At 52.5% G+C, this 20,602-nt stretch carries 15 protein-coding genes and 1 pseudogene; 8 read left to right on the forward strand and 8 right to left on the reverse strand.

Annotation, left to right across the window (positions count from 1 at the left end; translation table 11 throughout):
- Positions 1-75: 75 nt before the first annotated feature.
- Positions 76-1,977: an IucA/IucC family protein gene (locus DMB82_RS18715; RefSeq protein ID WP_116156435.1), complete on the reverse strand. Its 1,902-nt coding sequence runs from the start codon at positions 1,975-1,977 to the stop codon at positions 76-78.
- 250 nt (positions 1,978-2,227) lie between these two features.
- On the opposite strand from DMB82_RS18715, the gene DMB82_RS18720 reads away from it, so the two are divergent.
- Positions 2,228-2,368 (forward strand): aldolase/citrate lyase family protein, encoded by a 141-nt coding sequence (locus DMB82_RS18720; RefSeq protein ID WP_226374104.1) that lies wholly within the window; start codon positions 2,228-2,230, stop codon positions 2,366-2,368.
- Between the two features lie 452 nt (positions 2,369-2,820).
- Here the strand turns inward: DMB82_RS18720 and greB are convergent, their stop codons facing one another.
- Positions 2,821-3,297, reverse strand: coding sequence for a transcription elongation factor GreB (greB, locus tag DMB82_RS18725; protein ID WP_116156434.1), 477 nt, complete (start codon positions 3,295-3,297; stop codon positions 2,821-2,823).
- Between the two features lie 344 nt (positions 3,298-3,641).
- Here greB and olsF point away from each other — a divergent pair, with 344 nt between their 5' ends.
- On the forward strand, positions 3,642-5,357 hold the full coding sequence (gene olsF / locus DMB82_RS18730) for a bifunctional ornithine lipid synthase OlsF (protein ID WP_102116883.1): 1,716 nt from the start codon (positions 3,642-3,644) through the stop codon (positions 5,355-5,357).
- A 335-nt stretch (positions 5,358-5,692) separates the two neighbouring features.
- On the forward strand, positions 5,693-7,360 hold the full coding sequence (locus tag DMB82_RS18735; RefSeq protein WP_102116884.1) for a methyl-accepting chemotaxis protein: 1,668 nt from the start codon (positions 5,693-5,695) through the stop codon (positions 7,358-7,360).
- A 182-nt stretch (positions 7,361-7,542) separates the two neighbouring features.
- Here DMB82_RS18735 and gltA read toward each other — a convergent pair.
- Positions 7,543-7,683: pseudogene (gene gltA, locus DMB82_RS18740) on the reverse strand (citrate (Si)-synthase); the annotation flags it as partial.
- A 161-nt stretch (positions 7,684-7,844) separates the two neighbouring features.
- Here gltA and DMB82_RS18745 point away from each other — a divergent pair.
- The 5 genes from DMB82_RS18745 (at position 7,845) to DMB82_RS18765 (ending at position 14,892) form a co-directional block, all read left to right on the forward strand.
- Positions 7,845-10,178 carry a Tex family protein gene (locus DMB82_RS18745; protein ID WP_116162747.1) on the forward strand — a complete coding sequence of 778 codons (2,334 nt, stop codon included), beginning with the start codon at positions 7,845-7,847 and terminating at the stop codon, positions 10,176-10,178.
- Between the two features lie 227 nt (positions 10,179-10,405).
- Positions 10,406-11,194 carry an IclR family transcriptional regulator gene (locus DMB82_RS18750; protein WP_102116886.1) on the forward strand — a complete coding sequence of 263 codons (789 nt, stop codon included), beginning with the start codon at positions 10,406-10,408 and terminating at the stop codon, positions 11,192-11,194.
- A gap of 354 nt (positions 11,195-11,548) precedes the next feature.
- On the forward strand, positions 11,549-12,505 hold the full coding sequence (gene kdgT, locus DMB82_RS18755) for a 2-keto-3-deoxygluconate transporter (protein WP_040033181.1): 957 nt from the start codon (positions 11,549-11,551) through the stop codon (positions 12,503-12,505).
- A 12-nt stretch (positions 12,506-12,517) separates the two neighbouring features.
- Positions 12,518-13,354, forward strand: a complete 837-nt coding sequence (gene kduI / locus DMB82_RS18760) for a 5-dehydro-4-deoxy-D-glucuronate isomerase (protein WP_010299379.1) — start codon at positions 12,518-12,520, stop codon at positions 13,352-13,354.
- A gap of 488 nt (positions 13,355-13,842) precedes the next feature.
- Positions 13,843-14,892, forward strand: a complete 1,050-nt coding sequence (locus tag DMB82_RS18765) for an asparaginase (RefSeq protein ID WP_102116887.1) — start codon at positions 13,843-13,845, stop codon at positions 14,890-14,892.
- 139 nt (positions 14,893-15,031) lie between these two features.
- On the opposite strand, the gene DMB82_RS18770 is transcribed toward DMB82_RS18765, so the two are convergent.
- From DMB82_RS18770 to DMB82_RS18790, 5 genes are all read right to left on the reverse strand, one after another.
- A complete protein-coding gene (locus tag DMB82_RS18770) occupies positions 15,032-16,426 on the reverse strand; it encodes an FtsX-like permease family protein (RefSeq protein ID WP_116162748.1) in 1,395 nt (464 codons plus the stop codon).
- A complete protein-coding gene (locus tag DMB82_RS18775; RefSeq protein WP_010299385.1) occupies positions 16,423-17,115 on the reverse strand; it encodes an ABC transporter ATP-binding protein in 693 nt (230 codons plus the stop codon). The genes DMB82_RS18770 and DMB82_RS18775 overlap by 4 nt, the downstream gene beginning before the upstream one ends.
- Before the next feature lie 8 nt (positions 17,116-17,123).
- Complete coding sequence (locus tag DMB82_RS18780; RefSeq protein WP_102116889.1) at positions 17,124-17,603, reverse strand: hypothetical protein; 480 nt, start codon at positions 17,601-17,603, stop codon at positions 17,124-17,126.
- Between the two features lie 12 nt (positions 17,604-17,615).
- Entirely contained in the window at positions 17,616-19,361 is a 1,746-nt protein-coding gene (locus DMB82_RS18785; protein ID WP_116162750.1) for an alkaline phosphatase, read from the reverse strand.
- 193 nt (positions 19,362-19,554) lie between these two features.
- Positions 19,555-20,595 carry a GlxA family transcriptional regulator gene (locus tag DMB82_RS18790; protein ID WP_116162751.1) on the reverse strand — a complete coding sequence of 347 codons (1,041 nt, stop codon included), beginning with the start codon at positions 20,593-20,595 and terminating at the stop codon, positions 19,555-19,557.
- Positions 20,596-20,602: the final 7 nt, after the last annotated feature.

Here is a 20,602-nt window from a genome sequence, read left to right on the forward strand (position 1 = left end):
AGTTATCCATCTCAAAATGAGGAGTGAAAAAGATGCTCCCGTTTTCAGCCTGTGAGGCAGGAGCATCGCCATACATCACGATCCGATGCGGGTTTCTTCCTCTTCAATGAGGAAGGGATTACTCAGACCGTGCTGAATTCGGTAGTCGCGATATTCCTGGATATGCATGCGCAGCAGCGAACGCGTATACCAGGGCTGCGTCAAAAACATGTCGCGTTCGGTCTGCCACAGCTCGTCATCAACGCGCGACTTCACGGCGTCAAACGCCGCGGCGGTTTCTTCTTTCATCACCTGCCACAGCCGGGCATCGGCAAAGCCGTATTCCGCGCTGAGCGCCAGCGCCAGTTCGTGCAGGTGGCTGACAAAGCAGGCATCGACGACAAACATCCGCACTGGCTCGATGTCGTCTTCAAAGACCGTGGGCAGAATGCCGGGCCAGACGTAGGGTTGCAGATGGTGACCGCGCTGACGCAGCAGCGGCGCATAGGTACGCCCGTCGCCGAAATCACGGATTAATAATCCCTGCGCGACACCTTCCGGTGAAAAGAGGATCTGGCTGTTCTGCTGATGCGCTTCCAGCCCGATGCCGTACAGCAGATAGATCGCGATAACAGGCCGGGTAACGGCACGGACGTATTGGCGGAACCACGCTTCGGGGCCAAGCCCAGACAGAGTCACCAGCTCGGTGAACAGCGGCTGCTCGCGGTGAGGCAGTGCCGTAAACAGCGTGGCGACGGTCACGGGCAGCGCGCCGTCGGTGCGTTCATAAATTCGAGCATCGCGGAAAACGACGGAGAGATGTTTGCCCGGCGCGTCATCCTGATGCACCGCGTGCTTGTAGTGGAACGCCGTCTCTTCGCGGAAAAACGCCAGCCGCTGCTCAAACCCGCCTTCCTGCGCAAGAATCGCTTCGATAATGGTGCTGATACGTGGCCCCATGTGGATGGATTTCGCCTGTAGGCTGCGCATTTCGCTAGTCATCCAGATGGCGACGGGCAGTTTGATGAAAGGGGAAGCAGCCGGTTCTACGGGCAAAACAGTACGGAACGACATACCCGGTAGCGTGATGAGATCGGGGCCGTCGGTAAGCAGAATCCCTTCGGCAATTTCATCCGCATAGTGGGATTTCACCCAGTTTTCCAAATGCCAACTGTGGATGGGCAGCGGGAGCCACTGCGTCTCATCCAGCCCCTGCTGATTCAGGCGCTGCTTCCAGTCCTGCCAGAGCGCAGGGAATGCCTGAGCAAACCACGAATGAAAATCATCGACGTGCGGCATGGATTCGACATACGCCATATCGCGGCGCAGCGCGGTAATACGCAGCGGCACGCGGGCGTTAAATTCGGGTGACAGCTGCTGGACGTCTTCGTCACTCAGTCCGGGGCGGGATTTCCAGGTCGGGTAGTAAGGGTGGCCTTCCAGCGATCCCCACTGATCGAGAAACATGGCGGCATCGCGAATGCTGAGCTGCCGACGCAGCCACGGCGTGAAAGCGTTCTGCCCGTCCTGCTGCATGGCATCGGCCACCTCAGCACGCCACTGGCAACGATAGCGCCGGGCATTGGTATCATTACGAATGCTGTTACCGACGTCTTTTTTCAGGCCACTGATGCCGCTCTCGTCAGGATGAAAATCGAAACTGTCGCGAAGTAAATCAATCAATCGCTCGTGGCCGGTAACGGGAAAAGACGTTCCATCTGAATGAATGAGATAAATATTTCCATTATTAATATAGGTGTTTGCCGGTGCTGGCGAAATATCATCAAATTTCAATATACCTTTGCCACCCTGCAAAGCTAGCGTTGCTGCCCTGGAATTACCCTCAATAAATCTCAGGTTATTTTTATTCAAAATTCCTTCTGCGAAAAAGCAGCGAATCAATCGCCTTAACGCGTTTTTATTTGAGTAATCAGAGAGAAAATCATCTACATCCTGATGTATATCCCTGTGTTTAATTTCGTCAGCCTTGATATTCATAACCACTCCTCATACCGATAAAACAAGTAAAAACCGATTGCAGTAACGTATAAAAGGGTGCCGTTAAATCTCGGGTTAACACGTCCCGAAACGTAATGAAAATGTCGTGATAGATGGATTGAAAAATAATGAACGGAAAGCTAGCATATTAATCACTGCAATGTAAATAGCTATCATTCTTATTCGCAATTAATGAGTTACATTTTAATAAAACTGCATTTAATCAATTAATTAACAGAAGGAGAGCAGCATGGAACACGCTAAAACCTATCTCTTTGTGCATGGTAATGCGCCCCAGCGCTTTCAACAAGCCGTCTGCTGCGGTGCCGATGCCGTGATATTTGATTTAGAAGATGCTGTTCATCCTGATGAAAAAACCAGGCTAGCGTAAATATTATACAATGGGATAAAAACGATACGCCCGTCTCTGAAATGAATCGCAAAAGATATATACGTTTAAACAAATTTGGTTCTGTGGAATTCAGTGAAGATATCGAGTTTCTGAATAGACTTAATAATAAAGAAAAATTAAGAAATAACGATCCATCCAAACATAAAACAGCCAAATGGGGAATTTTTACCTAAAATAGAATCCGCAACAATGCTGCATGACGCGCGGGAAATGATAAATTCCAATAGATTAGAAAACGTGAACATCATTGCGATTATTGGAACCGTGCGGGGTTGCATCATGCAGAAGAGATTTGTGCAGCAGGGGTAGATAACTCAGCCCGTTGCGCCGATAGCTCGCAAAAGAGGGATGTTTTTCCTCAATAAAAGTGCGTTTGCCCGGTTTGTCGCACACATGCAAATTTCATCTACATGTCGCTACCGGGCCGCTTATTACTTAACGTACTCAATAGAATTAACAAACCACTCACGCGGGCCGTCTGGCGTGTTCACGATGAATTCCTCATCAACCGCTTTTTTCAGCATGGCGCGCGCCATCGGCGAATCGATCGAAATATAGTCTTTATTGTCGCCGTAGATCTCGTCCGGGCCGACAATCCGCAAACGCTTCGTCTCCCCTTGTTCATTCTCGATCTCAACCCAGGCGCCAAAAAATACGCTGCCATCCTGCTGCGGCGAGTAATCAACGATTTTCAATTCCGTCAGGCATTTTCTCAGGTAGCGCACACGACGATCGATCTGGCGCAATAAACGCTTGTTATAGGTGTAGTCCGCATTTTCTGAGCGATCCCCCAAGCTGGCCGCCCAGGAGACAATTTTGGTAATTTCTGGGCGCTTTACATTCCAGAGATGGTCATGCTCTGCCCGCAGTTTGTCATACCCCTCGCGGGTAATCAGGTTGGTTTTCAAGTCAGTAACCCCGTTAGGCTCTTAGTGCGTAAGCTGTCCGGTGTGCCTTCAAAAATAAATACATTTAAGGAAACACAAGACTTTCGTTCTATTAATAGGTCATATTGGCAGACTATGCCTTATTAATGAAACAAGGAAAACAACCCTGCATTGAATAACAGTAACAACAGCCTGTCCTAGCGAACTTTTTCTACAGCTAATCGGCATGTTGGGTTGGTAATAGCCCGAAAAAATCGTGCGTTCATTACACAGATTTACAGTTTTGGCTAATAATCTATCAACAGACATAAATATGTCATTTCTATCCCGTACTTTTAGCCACAGAAAGCTACGGAGAACGATTTATGTTTAGCTTAGACGCCATTCTGCAAGATCTTGTCCCGCATCGCCATACGCCACCCTGGCAGAAGACGGTTTTGCGTTCTCTGCTATTTGAAAATGAAATGCAGCAATTTGCGCGGCATTACCCACATTTGAAAGGATTGGATCTGGTCGAACAGATTCTTGATTACTTCAACTTCAATTGTGAAATGGTCGAAGGGGATTTAGAAAATATCCCCAGCCAGGGGCCAGTGGTGTTGGTTGCAAACCATCCCATTGGCTCACTGGACGGTCTGGCGCTACTGCGTACCGTCGCCAGCGTCAGGCCCGACGTCCGCATCGTCGCCAGCCAGCTACTCTCTTATGTCGCCCCGCTCAAAAATCTGTTTTTTTCCGTCGACAACTTTAATAACCGCACCAAACGCCAGCAAATCAGCGCCATCCAGCGGCATCTGGAAGGCGACGGCGCGATCATCGTCTTCCCGGCGGGCGAGGTTTCACGTGCCAGCCTACAAGGTATTCGCGACGGTCACTGGCACAACGGATTCATCCGCATGGCAAGCAAAGCCCGCGCGCCCGTGGTCCCTATTCATATCGGCGGACGCAACAGTGCGCTGTTTTATCTCTCGTCCATGGTTTATCGCCCGCTCTCCACGCTCCTGTTGGTGAGAGAAATGTTTGGTCAGCGCGATCAAACCCTCAAGCTGCGTATCGGTGCCAGAATTCCCTATGCGTCCTGGAGTCAGGGTGACTGGAACGCTAACGATTTGGCGGCCCGATTCCGGCGTCACGTTTATCGCCTAGGGCAAGGAAAGCCCGGCTGTTTTACCGGTGAAAAGCCCATTGCGCTGGCCGAAGATCGCGTGCTGCTGAAGCGCGCGCTGTCAGCGTGCGAAACGCTGGGCACCACGCCGGATGGCAAGATTGTCTATCTGTATCGTCGCGGTGAAGAAGATTACGTGCCGCTGTTGCGCGAACTCGGACGCCTGCGCGAAATTGCTTTCCGGGCTGTGGGCGAAGGATCCGGCCAACGCCGCGATCTGGACAGCTATGACGATGACTATCTGCACCTGATTCTGTGGGATGACCGCGAGCTAGAGATTGTCGGTGCCTATCGCTTTGTCTCGACAGCCAGTTTGATCGCAGAAAAAGGGAAAAGCGGCCTCTACAGCCACAGTCTTTTCCAGTACGGCGACGAAATGGATCCGATACTGGCATCCGGCATTGAGCTGGGACGCAGTTTCATTCAGCCCAAATACTGGGGTAAGCGCGGACTGGATTATCTCTGGCTGGGTATTGGTGCCTATCTGGCGCGCTATCCAGAACACCGCTATCTGTTCGGTCCGGTGTCGCTTTCCGGTACTTTGCCGCCGAATGCGCGCGATTTGCTGGTTGCGTTTTACCGCTTGCACTTCACGCCCGATCAGCCGCTGGCTACGTCGCGCCGCCCTTATCCAGCTTCGCTGCCTGACGTGCTGAAACAGTTTGAAGGAACGGACTACCAGCAGGATCTCACGCGGTTGAAAAGCATGCTCAGTAACATGGGCTGTGCCATCCCCACGCTCTACAAGCAATATTCGGAGCTGTGTGAGCCGGGAGGCGTGCGGTTTATCGACTTCGGCATCGATCCTGATTTCAATAACTGCATCGACGGTCTGGTACTGGTCGACCTGCAACAGCTGAAAGAGTCACGCTATCAGCGCTATATCGCCCCTTTTACCAGCGACAGCGTTTCTTGATCGATCGGTGCGTTAACGTCTAAAGGGGTTAACGCACCACTCTCCCACGTTTTTCTCATTATTCCCATTCGCCAACGCCATACCCGCACGCATTTTGTCTCTCAGATCACACATTTCATACGAAATCCCATTCGCCGTAATTTACGTGATCAAACGAACGCTTTTCTTGCCGATATTGAAGATATTCTTATCTATACATTTTTAAATACGGGAGTCGACGATGTATCCCGGAAACGAAGATTATGGCAATAAAACCTTGTCATTACTTGTATCGATTACGATAGCAAGCCCCCTCCGCTGTGCCTTCATAGCATGTCAAAAAATTAAGGATGTTTATGAATATGCTGAACAGAATCAAACTCGGTAATATGCTAGGAATGGGATTTACTCTGGTTATCATGATCAGCCTGATGGTGGCATTCTTTGGACGACTCCAACTGGTTGGCTTGGGTAACGACATCAACCGGCTTTCCGGTACCACATTAGCGAATATGTTATTGATTCAGGAAGTGAAAGCTGGATTTGATGCGAATGCCCGTTTAATCCGTAACATTGCGATCAGTACCGATCCTGCGCAAATCCGGCAGGAAAAGCAGTTCGTCGACGAGCAAATCGCCCGCAATACTGCCAACCTGAAAAAGCTGGGGCAACAGCTCGATACCGAAGGCACCCGCGCGCTGCTCAAACAGTTTCAGGACACTCGTCCGCCCTACCTTGCAGCCTTTTTGAAAGCGATGGAATTGGTGCAATCCACCGATCCACAGCAGCGTCTGCAGGGTAACGCCATTATTCTCAATGAGATGCAGACGGCACAAAACGCACTGTTCAAAGTGCTGGACGCGATGATGGCCTCGCAGCAGCAGGATACCAACAAAATTGTCAGCGGGGCGCAGCAGGATGCACAGTCCGGCAGCGTCATCATGCTGATTCTCGCGCTTGCCGCCGCCGTCATGGCCGCTGCCGTGGCCTGGCTGATTACCCGCACGCTGAAAAACCAGTTGGGGGGAGAACCGCTCTACGCCACTCACGTTGCCCGTCAGGTGGCCGATGGCGATCTGGCCGTTGATATCAATATCAAGCCGAACGACCACAGCAGCCTGTTAGCCACCATGCGTCATATGAGTCATAACCTGGGTGATATCGTCGAACAGGTACGGCAGAGCAGCGAAGCCATCGCTTCCGGTTCCAGCCAAATCGCCGCAGGCAGCGAAAACCTGAGCCAGCGTACGGAAGAGCAGGCCGCCAGTTTGCAGCAAACGGCTGCGTCAATGGAGCAGATGAGTCAGGCAATTCGTCAAAATGCGGAAACCGTCCGCAACGCCACTCAGCTTGCCAGCCAAACTAGCGAAACGGCGACCAAGGGCGGTGAAGCCCTCAGCGATATGGTCATTACGATGAAAGAGATCTCCACCAGTTCACACAAAATCCGCGACATCATCAGCGTCATTGATGGCATCGCCTTCCAGACCAATATTCTGGCGCTGAATGCGGCGGTCGAAGCCGCGCGCGCGGGTGAGCAAGGTCGCGGTTTCGCCGTGGTGGCTGGGGAAGTACGTTCGCTGGCACAGCGTTCCGCCTCCGCCGCGAAAGAGATTGCGGTGTTGATCAACACCAGCGTCGAAAAAGTGGAAGCGGGGAATCGTCTGGTTGAAGACACCGGCAGCACCATTGATGATCTGGTGCGTCAGGCGCGCAGCGTGGCAGATTTAATCAATGAGATCGGAACGACAACGCAGGAGCAGGAGTCCGGCATTTCGCAAATTCATGATGCCGTGAACCAGCTCGATCAGGTCACCCAGCAGAACGCAACGCTGGTGGAAGAATCCGCCAATGCGGCAACCAGCCTGCGCGAGCAGTCCTCTCATCTGGTGACGCTCATGAACCATTTCCATCTACGGGGGATGCCAGCAGCGCGCCCAGCGCCGATGGCGAAGAAAGCCCAACCGACTCGTTTAGCGCTCGCGCCGGCCGGCAATGCACAGGATAACTGGGAAAAATTCTAGGCTTATCCTGCCCGCAATACTCTAAATAATTCGAGTTTCAGGAAGGCGGCAAGAGAAGGAATCCCGATGAGCTTACACAGGTAAGTGATTCGGGTGAGTGAACGTAGCCAACGCACATTTAACTTGAAGTATGACGAGATTCACCATGATGCCGCGACATAGGCATCATGGTGATAATTGCATCACTCTTTCAGCGCGGAAACATAGTCCCGACGCGGCGGTTCGGTATAAATCTGACGTGGACGGTAGATCCTGATTTCATCCTGCTTGTGCATCTCATCCCAATGCGCAATCCAGCCGATCGTTCTGCCGACGGTAGGTAAATTTTGTTGCACTGAACAACGCCAGATCATCCGCGTTTTCCAGACGGCGGCGGCTGGCATTTTGCACGCTCAATCCGTATAACTGTCCTCACTGGTTTCACTCACTACTTAATTCCACTACCTTTTATTCCACTAATTTGACGACGACTGATATCAGACCTATGAATGATTCATTAAGCCACATTATCGCCAGCGAATTGCAGGCGCGTACGGAGCAGGTAGACGCCGCCGTCCGCCTGCTGGACGAAGGAAACACCGTCCCTTTTATCGCCCGTTACCGTAAAGAAGTGACCGGCGGGCTGGATGACACCCAATTGCGCCAGCTCGAAACGCGCCTCGGTTACCTGCGTGAACTGGAAGACCGACGCCAGACTATTCTGAAATCCATCGACGATCAGGGAAAGTTAACCGCGCCGCTCGCTACCGCCATAAAAGGCACGCTGAGCAAAACCGAGCTGGAAGATCTCTATCTGCCGTATAAACCGAAGCGTCGCACGCGCGGACAAATTGCGATTGAAGCCGGTCTGGAACCGCTGGCCGACAGCCTGTGGCAAGACCCGAGCCAGGAGCCGGAACTGACGGCACAGGCTTATGTCGATGCCGAGAAAGGCGTCGCGGACGTGAAAGCCGCACTGGACGGCGCACGTTACATTCTGATGGAACGCTTTGCCGAAGACGCCACGCTGCTGGCAAAAGTGCGTAACTACCTGTGGAAAAATGCCCATCTGGTTTCTCGCGTCGTAGAAGGGAAAGAGGAAGAAGGCGCGAAGTTCCGTGACTATTTTGATCATCACGAGCCGATTGCTCAGGTGCCTTCACACCGCGCGCTGGCAATGTTCCGTGGCCGTAACGAAGGCGTGCTACAACTGGCTCTGAACGCCGATCCGCAGCACGAAGAAGCGCCGCGTGAGAGCTACTGCGAACAGATCATTATCGACCATCTGAACCTGCGTTTGGGGAATGCGGCAGCGGACAGCTGGCGACGCGCCGTCATTAGCTGGACGTGGCGCATTAAAGTGCTGCTGCACCTTGAAACCGAACTGATGGGCAGCGTGCGTGAAAAGGCCGAAGACGAAGCAATCAACGTTTTCGCCCGCAACATGCACGATCTGCTGATGGCCGCTCCGGCGGGCATGCGCGCCACTATGGGTCTCGATCCCGGCCTGCGTACTGGCGTAAAAGTTGCGGTGGTGGATGCCACCGGCAAGCTGGTCGCGACCGACACCATTTATCCGCATACCGGTCAGGCGGCTAAAGCGGCTACGGTTGTGGCCGCACTGTGCCTCAAACATCAGGTTGAGCTGGTGGCGATTGGTAACGGAACTGCCTCACGTGAAACCGAGCGTTTCTTCCTCGACACGCAGAAGCAGTTCCCGGATATCAAAGCACAGAAAGTGATCGTCAGCGAAGCGGGCGCGTCGGTGTACTCCGCGTCCGAGCTGGCCGCGCTGGAATTCCCCGATCTGGATGTCTCGCTGCGCGGTGCGGTGTCTATCGCCCGTCGTTTGCAGGATCCGCTGGCGGAGCTGGTGAAGATCGATCCGAAATCCATCGGCGTGGGTCAGTATCAGCATGACGTAAGCCAAAGTCTGCTGGCGAAGAAACTGGATGCGGTGGTCGAAGACTGCGTAAACGCCGTCGGCGTTGATCTGAATACCGCGTCCGTGGCGCTGTTAACGCGTGTCGCCGGGCTGACGCGCATGATGGCGCAGAATATTGTGACCTGGCGTGATGAGAATGGCCGCTTCCATAACCGCGAACAGTTGCTGAAAGTCAGCCGTCTGGGGCCAAAAGCCTTTGAACAGTGTGCGGGCTTCCTGCGCATCAACAACGGCAACAACCCGCTGGATGCTTCTACCGTTCACCCGGAAGCCTATCCGATCGTGGAACGCATTCTGGCCGCGACCGAACAGGCGTTGCAGGAGCTAATGGGGAACCCTAACGCGCTGCGTAACCTGAAACCCTCGGATTTCACCGATGAGCGTTTCGGCGTACCAACAGTGACCGACATCATCAAAGAGCTGGAAAAACCGGGTCGCGATCCACGTCCTGAGTTCAAAACCGCCAGCTTCGCCGACGGCGTGGAAACCTTAAACGATCTCCTGCCGGGTATGATTCTGGAAGGTGCCGTCACCAACGTCACCAACTTTGGTGCGTTTGTGGATATCGGCGTCCATCAGGATGGCTTAGTACACATTTCATCACTGGCCGACCATTTCGTCGACGATCCGCACAAGGTCGTGAAAGCAGGCGATATCGTCAAAGTGAAAGTGATGGAAGTGGATCTGCAACGTAAGCGTATCGCGCTGACCATGCGCCTTGATGAGCAGCCGGGCGACACCGCATCACGTCGTGGCGGTGGCAGTGCGCGTGGCGATAGCAATACGTCATCACGTCAGCCAGCCGGTAAATCACGTCCTCGTCCCGCTAGCGCCCCTGTCGCAGGCAACAGCGCGATGGGCGACGCCCTGGCCGCCGCCTTTAAAAAGCGTTAACGCAGCCCCCACTATTATTTAAAAGATGCCTGACCTCGTTTTCATAAGGTCAGGCATCTTTCCTGCCAAAATACCGCTATTTTGTTTCCCTAATAAAACTACGTTTCATTTATATTGAAATATTCAACCACTTCACGAGTGTTTTGTGATCTGCATCTAGGTAAATAAATTACCGTTGCGTTATTATTGTTCTATATAGGAAACCATAGTTTTATATATAGAACACCATGAATATATTCCAACAGCTCGAACACAGTAAAGCGCCGGCAGCCGTCCGTTTAGTGATGATTATTGACTACATCGCCAAACATGACGAAGCCAGCTTCACTGAGATTTGTACGGATCTGTCTATACCCAAAAGCAGCGTACATCATCTGCTGGAAGTGCTGGTGGTGACGCAATTGTTACGTCAACGCGCTGACGGTCGTTATGTTTTGGGGTTAAGACTGTTTGAGCTTGGCGGTCTAGTAATAAAGAATATTGATCTGCGTAAAGACACGATTAACTTTATGCATGAATTAGTCAAAGAGACGGAGTTGACCTGCCATCTTGGTATTATGGACGGCGACAACGGTTTCTTCCTGAGTAAAGTGGAATCGCCCAAGGCCATCGTAAAAACATCCTGGGAAGGTAAGAAAATTGTATTTAACCGTATGTCTCTGGGGAAAGTATTATTAGCCTGGCTGCCACAGGAAAGAATTGACGCCCTGATTGCTGATTGCACTTTTGAGTATTTGACCCCTCGGACAATTACCAACAAAGAAGATTTTCTACAGCACCTGAAGACCGTCAAGGAACAAGGCTGGGCAATCGATGACGGCGAAGATATAGAAGAGATCTGCTGCATGGCCGCGCCGATTTTTAACCAAAATGGTGAAGTCATCGCCGCGATCGGCGTTAACGGTATGCAGTCGCAATATGCTAATGGAAAAAAAGAAAAGCATCTGGCAAGCCTGATTAAAACCAGCAAAGCGATTACCGCTCATATTAACAGCCGGAATATTGATAGTAGATAATATATTTAGTGAAAATAACCCTAGTGAATTTCATTTTGTGATTTATTGAAATTCATCATAGTCGCGTAAAAATAGCGTGACGGATATATCACGATATAATGACCTGTAAACGCTAATTAAGCATTACGGGAAGACCAACTATAACTAAAAAACACATTACAGAAGTCATCATTAAGATGAAAAAAATTATTAATTATCAATTTTATAATGGGGACAACCATCTTCACTAGTTAATGAAATCGGGTAATAACCCCTTGGGTTTTATTCCCCCCTATTTATTACTAAATACCAATACTCCATCTGCTTTCACTGAAAGCGGGCTGAACATGCTTTTATCTTTTAATGAGGTCTTTTATGAAAATCAAACAAGCTATTGATAAAATCCCTGGGGGATTAATGCTGGTGCCGCTCTTTTTGGGCGCACTCTGTAATACCTTTACGCCAGGAGCAGGGAAATTTTTAGGTTCTTTCAGTAACGGCCTGATTACTGGCACCATCCCGATTCTGGCGGTCTGGTTTTTCTGCATGGGCGCGTCTATTGAATTTAAAGCAACGGGAACGATGCTGAGAAAATCAGGCGTTCTGGTGGTCACCAAAATCGCCACCGCCTGGATTGTGGCACTGATCGCGGGCACGTTCCTGCCGGGAGACGGCATCCAAAACGGGATGCTGGCGGGGATCTCCGTGCTGGCGCTGGTCGCAGCAATGGACATGACTAACGGCGGTTTGTATGCTGCACTGATGAACCAATACGGTTCGAAAGAAGAAGCAGGCGCGTTCGTACTGATGTCTCTGGAATCCGGCCCGTTGATGACCATGGTCATTCTGGGTGCCAGCGGTATCGCGACCTTTGAACCTCAGTTATTTGTCGGTGCCGTACTGCCTTTCCTGATTGGTTTTGCATTGGGCAACCTGGACCCGGACTTGAGAAAGCTGTTCGGTAATTCAGTACAAACGCTGATTCCTTTCTTTGCCTTTGCATTGGGTAACACCATTAATTTATCAGTGATCCTCCAGACCGGCTTCGCAGGACTCTTCCTCGGCCTGTTGGTGATTGTTGTTACAGGTATCCCGTTAATTCTGGCGGATAAATTTATCGGCGGTGGTAATGGAACCGCAGGCGTGGCCGCATCCAGCAGCGCCGGTGCCGCCGTCGCCACTCCCCTGTTAATCGCGAATATGGCTCCGGAATTCGCGCCGGTCGCTCAACAGGCAACAGCGTTAGTCGCCACCAGTGTGATCGTGACATCAGTACTGGTACCCATCCTTACGGCAGTATGGGCAAAACGCTTTTCACCTAAAACCGCATAAGAAGGTAGCAAAATGGACGTACGACAAAGTGTACACAGTGAACATGCGAAAACGCTTGATACCACTGAGCTGAGAAAGAAATTTCTTATTGAGCAGATATTTACGCCAAACCAATACACCATGACCTACAGCCACATCGACCGTATTGTGGTGGGCGGGATCATGCCGGTGGACGGCGAGATAACGTTTGATGATGGCATCGGCAAACAATTTGGCGTGAACTATTTTCTTGAGCGTCGCGAGCTGGGGCTTATCAATATCGGTGGCCCGGCAAAAATCGTCATCGACGGTACAAGCTACGAGGTTGGCAATGAGGAAGCGCTCTATGTCGGAAAGGGAGCCAAAGCCTTAGCGTTCAGCAGCCTGGACAGCGCCAAGCCAGCGAAACTGTATTATAACAGCGCACCAGCGCATGCCGTTTTCCCGACACGTATCATTACGCAAGACGATGCGATCAAAGCACCGCTGGGCGACGTCAAGACCTGCAACAAACGGACGATTTGCAAATATCTGGTGCCGGAAGTGGTGGAAACCTGCCAGCTGAGCATGGGATTAACGCGTCTGGCGGAAGGCAGCAACTGGAATTCCATGCCGACGCATACCCATGAGCGCAGAATGGAAGTGTACTTCTATTTTGACATGGCGGAAGACACCATTATTTTCCACATGATGGGTGAACCACATGAAACGCGTCATCTGGTGATGCATAATGAACAGGCGGTGATCTCCCCGAGCTGGTCGATTCACACCGGCGTCGGCACTAAAAACTACGCCTTTATTTGGGGCATGATCGGCGAAAACCTGACGTTTGACGATATGGACCATATCGCGATGTTGGATTTACGCTAATCCCCTCTGGCATCACGCCAAGAGAGTAAAATGCAGCAGGGTGAACGATGTTCACCCTGAGGTTGCTGACAAAGTCGTAGAGCGGGAATAACGGATAGATCGTAAAGACGCTGTAAACACGTCCCTGTGCGCTCGGATTGCGCCATCCCTGGCGCAAACGCTTTACTCTTCTATTCCGTTATGCCCGTTTTCATTCGGTAAATAGGTTTGTCAACGGTCTGAGGGTGAACCACGTTCACCCTGTTTTTTATACAGAGTCGGTAAGACGTCGAATGACGTCATTCAAGATTATCGGCACAGGTTTCCCTCTCATTCCATTCACTGCCACCGTGCTCACCATTGCAGTGCAATACAGCCGCCAGCGCCCCACGCTGTGCACCAAAGCAAAGACTCTCCGTGATTAATTAGCAGGGTAATAGATGAATAAGCATTGGTATAGAAGTTGCTTTTGTTCTTGTATTCCCATACCAAAAAACAAGGACCTGCCAATGCAACTTTCATTTATCGCCCGCACCATCACTGCCGCTTGCCTGATGCTGTCGTCCCATGCACTGCTGGCCGATGACGCCAAACCTGGCGTCACGATATACGCGACGGGGGGGACCATCGCCGGAAAAGCAGAATCCAATACGGCCACGACAGGTTATCAGGCTGGCGCGATCGGCATTCAGGAACTGTTGAATGCGGTGCCAGCCATTGGCGATGTTGCGACGGTGACAGGCGAGCAAATCGCCAACACCGCCAGCGGAAATATTGATCAGGCCATTCTGTTGAAGCTATCCAAAGCGATTAACAAACAGTTAAGCGATGCAAACACGCACGGCGTCGTCATCACTCACGGCACCGATACGTTGGAAGAGACTGCGTTCTTTTTGGATCTGACGGTAAAAAGCGAGAAACCGGTGGTTATCGTTGGCGCGATGCGTCCCGCCACCGCCATCAGTGCGGACGGTTCCATGAACCTGCTGGAAGCCGTCACGCTGGCGACCAGCAAGAACGCGGAAAAACGCGGCGCGATGGTGCTGCTCAACGACCGCATCGGCTCCGCCTTCTACACCACCAAAACCAATGCCACGTCGCTGGACACGTTCAAAGCCAATGAACAAGGCTATCTCGGTGCCTTCTACGGTGGCGTTCCGCGCTTCTTCTACCAGCCATCTGCTCCCGAAAACAAACCGTTCTTTGACGTAAGTAATAAGGAAACGCTGACGAAGGTCGACATTCTGTACAGCTATCAGGATCAAGACAGCGGCCTGCTGAATGCCGCGATTGAACAGGGCGCAAAAGGGATCATTATCGCGGGTAGCGGTAACGGTTCTACACCAACGCGTATCAAAGAAGACATCAAAAAAGCGGTAGCCAAAGGTATTCCGGTGGTGATCAGCACACGCACCGGCAACGGCTATGTAACGGATAAGAAGAAAGACGGTGCTATTGGCAGTGGATTCTACAACCCGCAGAAAGCCCGCATTCTGCTCTCTCTGGCGTTGTCTAACGGCGACGGTATCGAGAAAATCCGCAGCTATTTCGAGCAGTAATAACAGGATTAGACGGTAATAATAAAGTATCCCGCAGTGTTAACCTGTCGGGATACCTTTTCAAAACAACGAATTATTTTCACTATGGATGTCGATGTGTGCCATCATTTCCGACGGCGCACACCGTTATTCACCGCATTTATTCCCCACGTAGCGCCGTTGCAGGAGATTGACGGTAAGACAGCATCGCGGGAATAGTGAGTACCACGGCGGCGACCAGCAACAGGAGCAGGACGACGTGGATGTCTTCCCATTCCAGCGTCACCGGCAGGACGAAGCCGCTTTTCTCACTCATGACCACCGCAATCGCGCGTGCGGCAAGGTAGCCCAAACCGACACCCAACAGCACACCGACGCTCACCAGCGACATCAACCCGCTCCAAATCAGCGTGAAAATGCCGTAGCGCGGTGCGCCAAAGGCACGCAGTGCGCCAATCTGTTTCTGTCGCTGCCGCAGGTGGATAACCGCCACCATCGCCACCGCGACGCCGACTAGTCCCTGCGTTCCCAGCGAGATATAGGTCAGCAGTTCACGAATGTCGCCCAGCATCGAGTAGAGCTTCACCAGCACTTCGCCGGGGAACACCGCCAGCGTCGTGTTGCTGCGATACAGCGAACGCAGTTGATAAGCACCTGCGATCGTTTTCGGTTTAACGACAATAGCGGGCAACCCCGCCTGATGTGCGTGTCCATGCGCATCTTCCTCGCCATGCTCGTCATCATGTGACGCCGTTACCGGCTGAGCGACAACAGCATGATGATCATCACTTTCCGCGCTTTCCGCTGGATGAAAGTCGTTGTGATGCTCATCGCCATGCTGCTCACCTTCCGCATGCGTATGGCCGTCATGTTCACTTTCATGATCATGTTCCCCCTCATGCTCATTATGGTCGTGATCATCGTCCGCACCATGCGGTGGATGGATACCGTGTACTCGCCACACCGCGTTCACTGGTACCAGAATCGCTTTATCCCACGCGCTGCCGTCAGCAGGTAACACACCGACTACGGTGTAGGTGACGTCATCGTGCGCGTGCGCCCCTTCCGTACCTACCTGACCGTGAATCGGGCTAAAGGTACTCCCCACCGTCAGCCCCGTTTGCGCCCCTACCACGGCCTCAAAACCGTCGTTGAACACGCGTCCGGCGGTGAGCTGCCGCTTACCGTTATCGGTGACCAGCGGCGGCGTGGTCCCGACAATCGGCATCCCCTGATAGAAATCACCAAACGCAACCGGTGCCGCCCAGGCGACCAGCGGGTTCTTCTCCAAATCGGTCAACACCTGCGCAGGAATCAGCGTCAGCGCCGACGGTTGCAGGAACACGGACGACAGCACCAACTGGGTTTCACTCCCCGGCGCGCCGATCACCAGATCGAAACGGTCAGCCGCTTTGGCGCTACCCATGCGCAGCGCCCTTTCCTGCAAACTCACCGAAATACTTAACGCTGTCGCCGTCGCGATCAACAACACCACGACCAGCACACCCGGCCAGAGCCGACGCCAGTCGACCCAGATAAGACGCCAAGGAATCATGCGCGATCCTCCTGATACTGTGTGTCCGCCACGAGGCGTCCTTTTTCCAGTTGAATACGGCGCGACATCTGCGATGCCAGACGTGCATCGTGCGTAATGGCGATAAGCGTCGCCCGGCTATCGCGCGCCAGCGTCACCAGCAGATCGGCAATCTGTTCACCGCTCTGCGCGTCCAGACTGGCCGTCGGCTCATCGGCGACGATGATGTCTGGTTTGCTGAGCAAGGCTCGCGCGACGGCAACCCGTTGCTTCTCGCCGCGTGATAACACTTCAATCGGACGTTTCGCGGTATCCAGCCCAACCTGCGCCAGCAGATCTGCCGCCCGCTGCCTGAGCGCCGCGGGGATCCGCCAGTGGTGAAACTGCGCAGGCAGTAAGACGTTCTCTATCGCACTCAGGCCGGGGAACAGGTGGAAATCCTGCATCACCAGCCCGATATGCTGCGCCCGCCAGCGGTCACGCTCCGCTTCGTTCATCTGCCAGATATCCTGTTTTTCCCACTGAACACAGCCCGTTCCGCTGTGATCCATCCCGGTGATGGCATTCACCAGCGTGGTCTTACCGGAGCCAGAAGGCCCCATCACCGCGACTCGCTCGCCAGAACGAATAGACAGCGCAGGAATATCCAGCACCGCCTCGGACGTATCGGGAAAGGTCACACTCAGGTGTTGAATCAATAACTCAGCCATCAGCGCTCCTAAAGGGTATCGAACGTGGCTTCACGCAGTCGCAGCAGGCTGACAAAACCCGTTTCCGGGTCGGTCCACGATCCGTGCTCCAGCACGCCTTCCACCTCAATCATGGTGTTGTTCTGTACGAAGGTCTGACGTTTGGCGAGGTAAACAACGAGGATATCTTCAGGCCAGTCCGCATCAGACGAACAGAAGGGGCACAGCGCCATCGGCATTTTGGTTAATACAAAGAATTGTGACTCCGCCTTGAGCGGCGGTGCCATAAAGCCGCGCATCTTGACCCGTTTACCGGAGAGCGCTTTAACGTCATTGGAGAATTCCAGACCCAGCACGCCGTAAGAGGCGTACAGCTTATCGAAGGAGAGTTCAGGCTGCGCAGCGTTTACCGGGGTGATGCCACCAAGGAGGAGGATCACCAGCACCGCACGCAACCAAGAGAATAAAAGCGGGGTCGCCCCCGCTTTGCTGCATTTCGCATTATTCATAGCGTCGTAGGATTACTTTTTGTCCTGCGGTTTCACCGCCAGTGCATCAACAATCACCCGGAACAGATCGGTGTTTTCCATGTAACCACGGATACGCTCTGCGCCTGGGCCGCTCGCCTGAATCACCATATCGTCAACGGCATGAACACCCGTATCGGAAGAGCGTGGCAGAATCCCTTCGCGGAATACCGCACCCTGCACTTTCTCGTAGGCTTTGTTAGCAACGTATTCATCTTTTTCGTTCTTGATAGCAGGAACGAACTGACCATCCAGTTTCGGACGGAACGTCTCGTAATAGTCCGGGAAGTTGTTGAAGAACACGGCCAGACGTTTAGAAACGTTCAGGTCATCCGGATAGCCGTCTTTGTTGGCATCCTTATAGTTCGGGTAGCCCGCATCTTCATACACGCCGACCTTCTCACGCATCTCGGTGCCCGGTTTGTTGTCATCAATGGTTCCGATGATAGACAGGCCGTGCGTATGGTCGCCCGTCACGATAATCATCGTATCCGGGTTTTTCTCGGCGAATTTCTTGGCGATGGCAACAGACTGATCCAGCATGATGGTGTTAGTGAAAGCGCGTTCCCAATCCAGCGGGTGAGACGCTTTGTCGATCAGCGCAGATTCCACCATCAGGAAGAAGCCGTCTTGGTTTTTGGACAGCACATCCAGTGCCGCCTGCGTCATGTCCGTCAGGTCAGGCTGGTTCGGGAATTTCTTGGCAACATCGTTTTTCAGGAAACGACGATCTATCACGCCATCCATGTTGCCGGTGTGGAACAGCCCCAGCAGTTTGGTAGCCTGCGCCGCGTTTTTCTTCAGTGAATCTGCGTCGGTAACCAGTGAATAACCCGCCTGCTGGAATTTCTCAACGTAGTTGGTTTCATCTTTACGCTTCGAACCCGGCGTGCTTTTCGGCAGGAAGTAAGCAGAACCGCCGCCCAGCATGACGGTAGGCTGCACGTTGTAGAACATCTCGACGATTTCAGCTTTATCCGCACGACGGCGAGTATGAGAGACAACTGCCGCTGGCGTGGCGTCCTGAAGTTCAGCATCGCTGACTACACCGACAGACATCTTGGTAGAACGGGTCAGCAGTTCACCCAGCGTTTCCTGCTTCGGGTGTTCCAGTGAATTTTTGCTACGGCTGACGTACACACCCAGTGCGTTCACACCGGATTTGTGACCGGTCATGTAGGCACTCATGGTGTTGGCGCTGTCGGCCGCGATAGAGTCGGTACTGGACGTACCGGCAAACGCCATATATTGCAGGTCATCAATTGCCAGACGACCGTCCGCTTTCCCTTCCGTCACCCCTTGAGACAGGATGCGTGCGCCAGTACGGTGCGCCACGGACAGACCATCGCCGATAAACAGAATCACGTTTTTAGCTTTACGCGTGCCGGACGCGGAATAAACGTCCCAGTTCACCTGCGTCTTTTTGCCTTTGGCTTCCGCCTCTACCACATACTTGCCGGCTTCAGGCAAGTTCACGTCGCGCAGCCAAATCGTGGACGCATTACCGCCATCCTCACGCTCAACAAACGAGGCCGTTTTGCCCAGCACCTGCTGGTAATCCTTGCCGTTGATCAGAATACGGATATCTTCCGGCTTAAGTACTTCATCAAATTCGACTTTAAAATCGAATTTTCCGCCTGCCAGCATGGTGGCGCGGTCAATGGGATAAATGGCCTGAGCCTGAACCATCCCCGGCAACGCAGCAGAAATCAGTAAAGGCAGTAACCAGCGAGCTTTCATTGTTATGTCCTTGGTTGCGTCATTTAGCAGGACATAACGTAGTTACCTTTGTTTACAGTTTGATGAATTTCCCCATAAATTATTGCGTCTGTGTCTCAAATAAACATCATATCAATGCACCAGCAAGCCGGTAGCAAGTCACACCAGAATGCTCAACGACACCTGCCAGACCAACCCAGTACGCTGGTATCCATCACTTCTTGTATTCGACTCGACCCGTAGACGGCACAGACGACTTGGCAGAGCGTTCAAGGCTTTTCGTCTCCACATTTGGATTCATTTTACGAAAGAACATCCGCCGATAGTCAGAGGGCGACGTGCCTAGCTGAGCGCTAAATTGCTGCCTTAAAGATAAGGGGGTTCCAAAACCTGCTTCACCCGCAATACATTCAATAGGCAAATCAGTCGTTTCCAATAGCTCTTGCGCTCTGACAACTCGCTCAGCGTTTAGCCATTTAGTTACCGTACTCCCCGTGGACTCGCGGAAGCGACGAGTAAACGTTCGCCTGCTCATCTTTGCCCTTTCAGCAAGGAGATCAAGCGAAAGCTCGCTGGCCAGATTCTGTCTCGCCCATGTCAACACATCCGACAGATGGGCCTCGGTAGCAAGCCGGGGGACCGAGTGTTCAACATATTGCGCTTGTCCCCCCTGCCGATGTGGAGGGGTCACAAGGAGCTTTGCCGTGCGATTTGCCGTTTCAGCGCCATACCGCTGCATCACTAAATGCAAACAACAGTCAATCGCTGCCAGGGTTCCCGCAGAAGTCATGATGTTGTCGGTACTGGCGTATAGCACCTCGGGCCGAAAACGAGCCTTCGGGAATCGTTGTGCAAAAATATCGCGCGCGATCCAGTGCGTAGTCGCCTCTCTATCATCAAGTAAACCGGCATCGCCGAGCACAAACGCACCTAAACATAAACCCACAATCAGCTTGCCTTGGGTATGGGCGAGTTGAAGTGCTTCCATCAGTTGTGTTGATGCCACAACCGCAGGATTGCCCCAGGCCGGAATGACGATGACATCAGATTCCCGCATGAGCTCAAGCCCGTGCAGAACGGTTATAACGATGCCCTGGTCGCTCTCTATCATGCCCGGTACTTCAGCGCAGTAGTTGACCTCGTACTGAGGCTCATTCTGCACGGTTTTAACGGTTCCAAATACCAGCCCAGGCACGGAGAGATGGAACAGGCTTACACCATTGAAGGCGAGCACCGCAACACGTATAGAAGACATAGGTTAG

Source organism: Pectobacterium aquaticum, from assembly GCF_003382565.3.
GTDB lineage: Bacteria > Pseudomonadota > Gammaproteobacteria > Enterobacterales > Enterobacteriaceae > Pectobacterium > Pectobacterium aquaticum.

Excerpts from the sequence above, each read along its gene's own strand:
- DMB82_RS18780 (WP_102116889.1), bottom strand. The coding sequence starts at position 17,603 with ATGAATAATGCGAAATGCAGCAAAGCGGGGGCGACCCCGCTTTTATTC.
- DMB82_RS18770 (WP_116162748.1), bottom strand. The coding sequence starts at position 16,426 with ATGATTCCTTGGCGTCTTATCTGGGTCGACTGGCGTCGGCTCTGGCCG.
- kduI (WP_010299379.1), top strand. The coding sequence starts at position 12,518 with ATGGACGTACGACAAAGTGTACACAGTGAACATGCGAAAACGCTTGAT.
- olsF (WP_102116883.1), top strand. The coding sequence starts at position 3,642 with ATGTTTAGCTTAGACGCCATTCTGCAAGATCTTGTCCCGCATCGCCAT.
- DMB82_RS18750 (WP_102116886.1), top strand. The coding sequence starts at position 10,406 with ATGAATATATTCCAACAGCTCGAACACAGTAAAGCGCCGGCAGCCGTC.
- DMB82_RS18765 (WP_102116887.1), top strand. The coding sequence starts at position 13,843 with ATGCAACTTTCATTTATCGCCCGCACCATCACTGCCGCTTGCCTGATG.
- DMB82_RS18720 (WP_226374104.1), top strand. The coding sequence starts at position 2,228 with ATGGAACACGCTAAAACCTATCTCTTTGTGCATGGTAATGCGCCCCAG.
- DMB82_RS18775 (WP_010299385.1), bottom strand. The coding sequence starts at position 17,115 with ATGGCTGAGTTATTGATTCAACACCTGAGTGTGACCTTTCCCGATACG.
- DMB82_RS18745 (WP_116162747.1), top strand. The coding sequence starts at position 7,845 with ATGAATGATTCATTAAGCCACATTATCGCCAGCGAATTGCAGGCGCGT.
- DMB82_RS18785 (WP_116162750.1), bottom strand. The coding sequence starts at position 19,361 with ATGAAAGCTCGCTGGTTACTGCCTTTACTGATTTCTGCTGCGTTGCCG.
- kdgT (WP_040033181.1), top strand. The coding sequence starts at position 11,549 with ATGAAAATCAAACAAGCTATTGATAAAATCCCTGGGGGATTAATGCTG.
- DMB82_RS18715 (WP_116156435.1), bottom strand. The coding sequence starts at position 1,977 with ATGAATATCAAGGCTGACGAAATTAAACACAGGGATATACATCAGGAT.
- DMB82_RS18735 (WP_102116884.1), top strand. The coding sequence starts at position 5,693 with ATGAATATGCTGAACAGAATCAAACTCGGTAATATGCTAGGAATGGGA.
- DMB82_RS18790 (WP_116162751.1), bottom strand. The coding sequence starts at position 20,595 with ATGTCTTCTATACGTGTTGCGGTGCTCGCCTTCAATGGTGTAAGCCTG.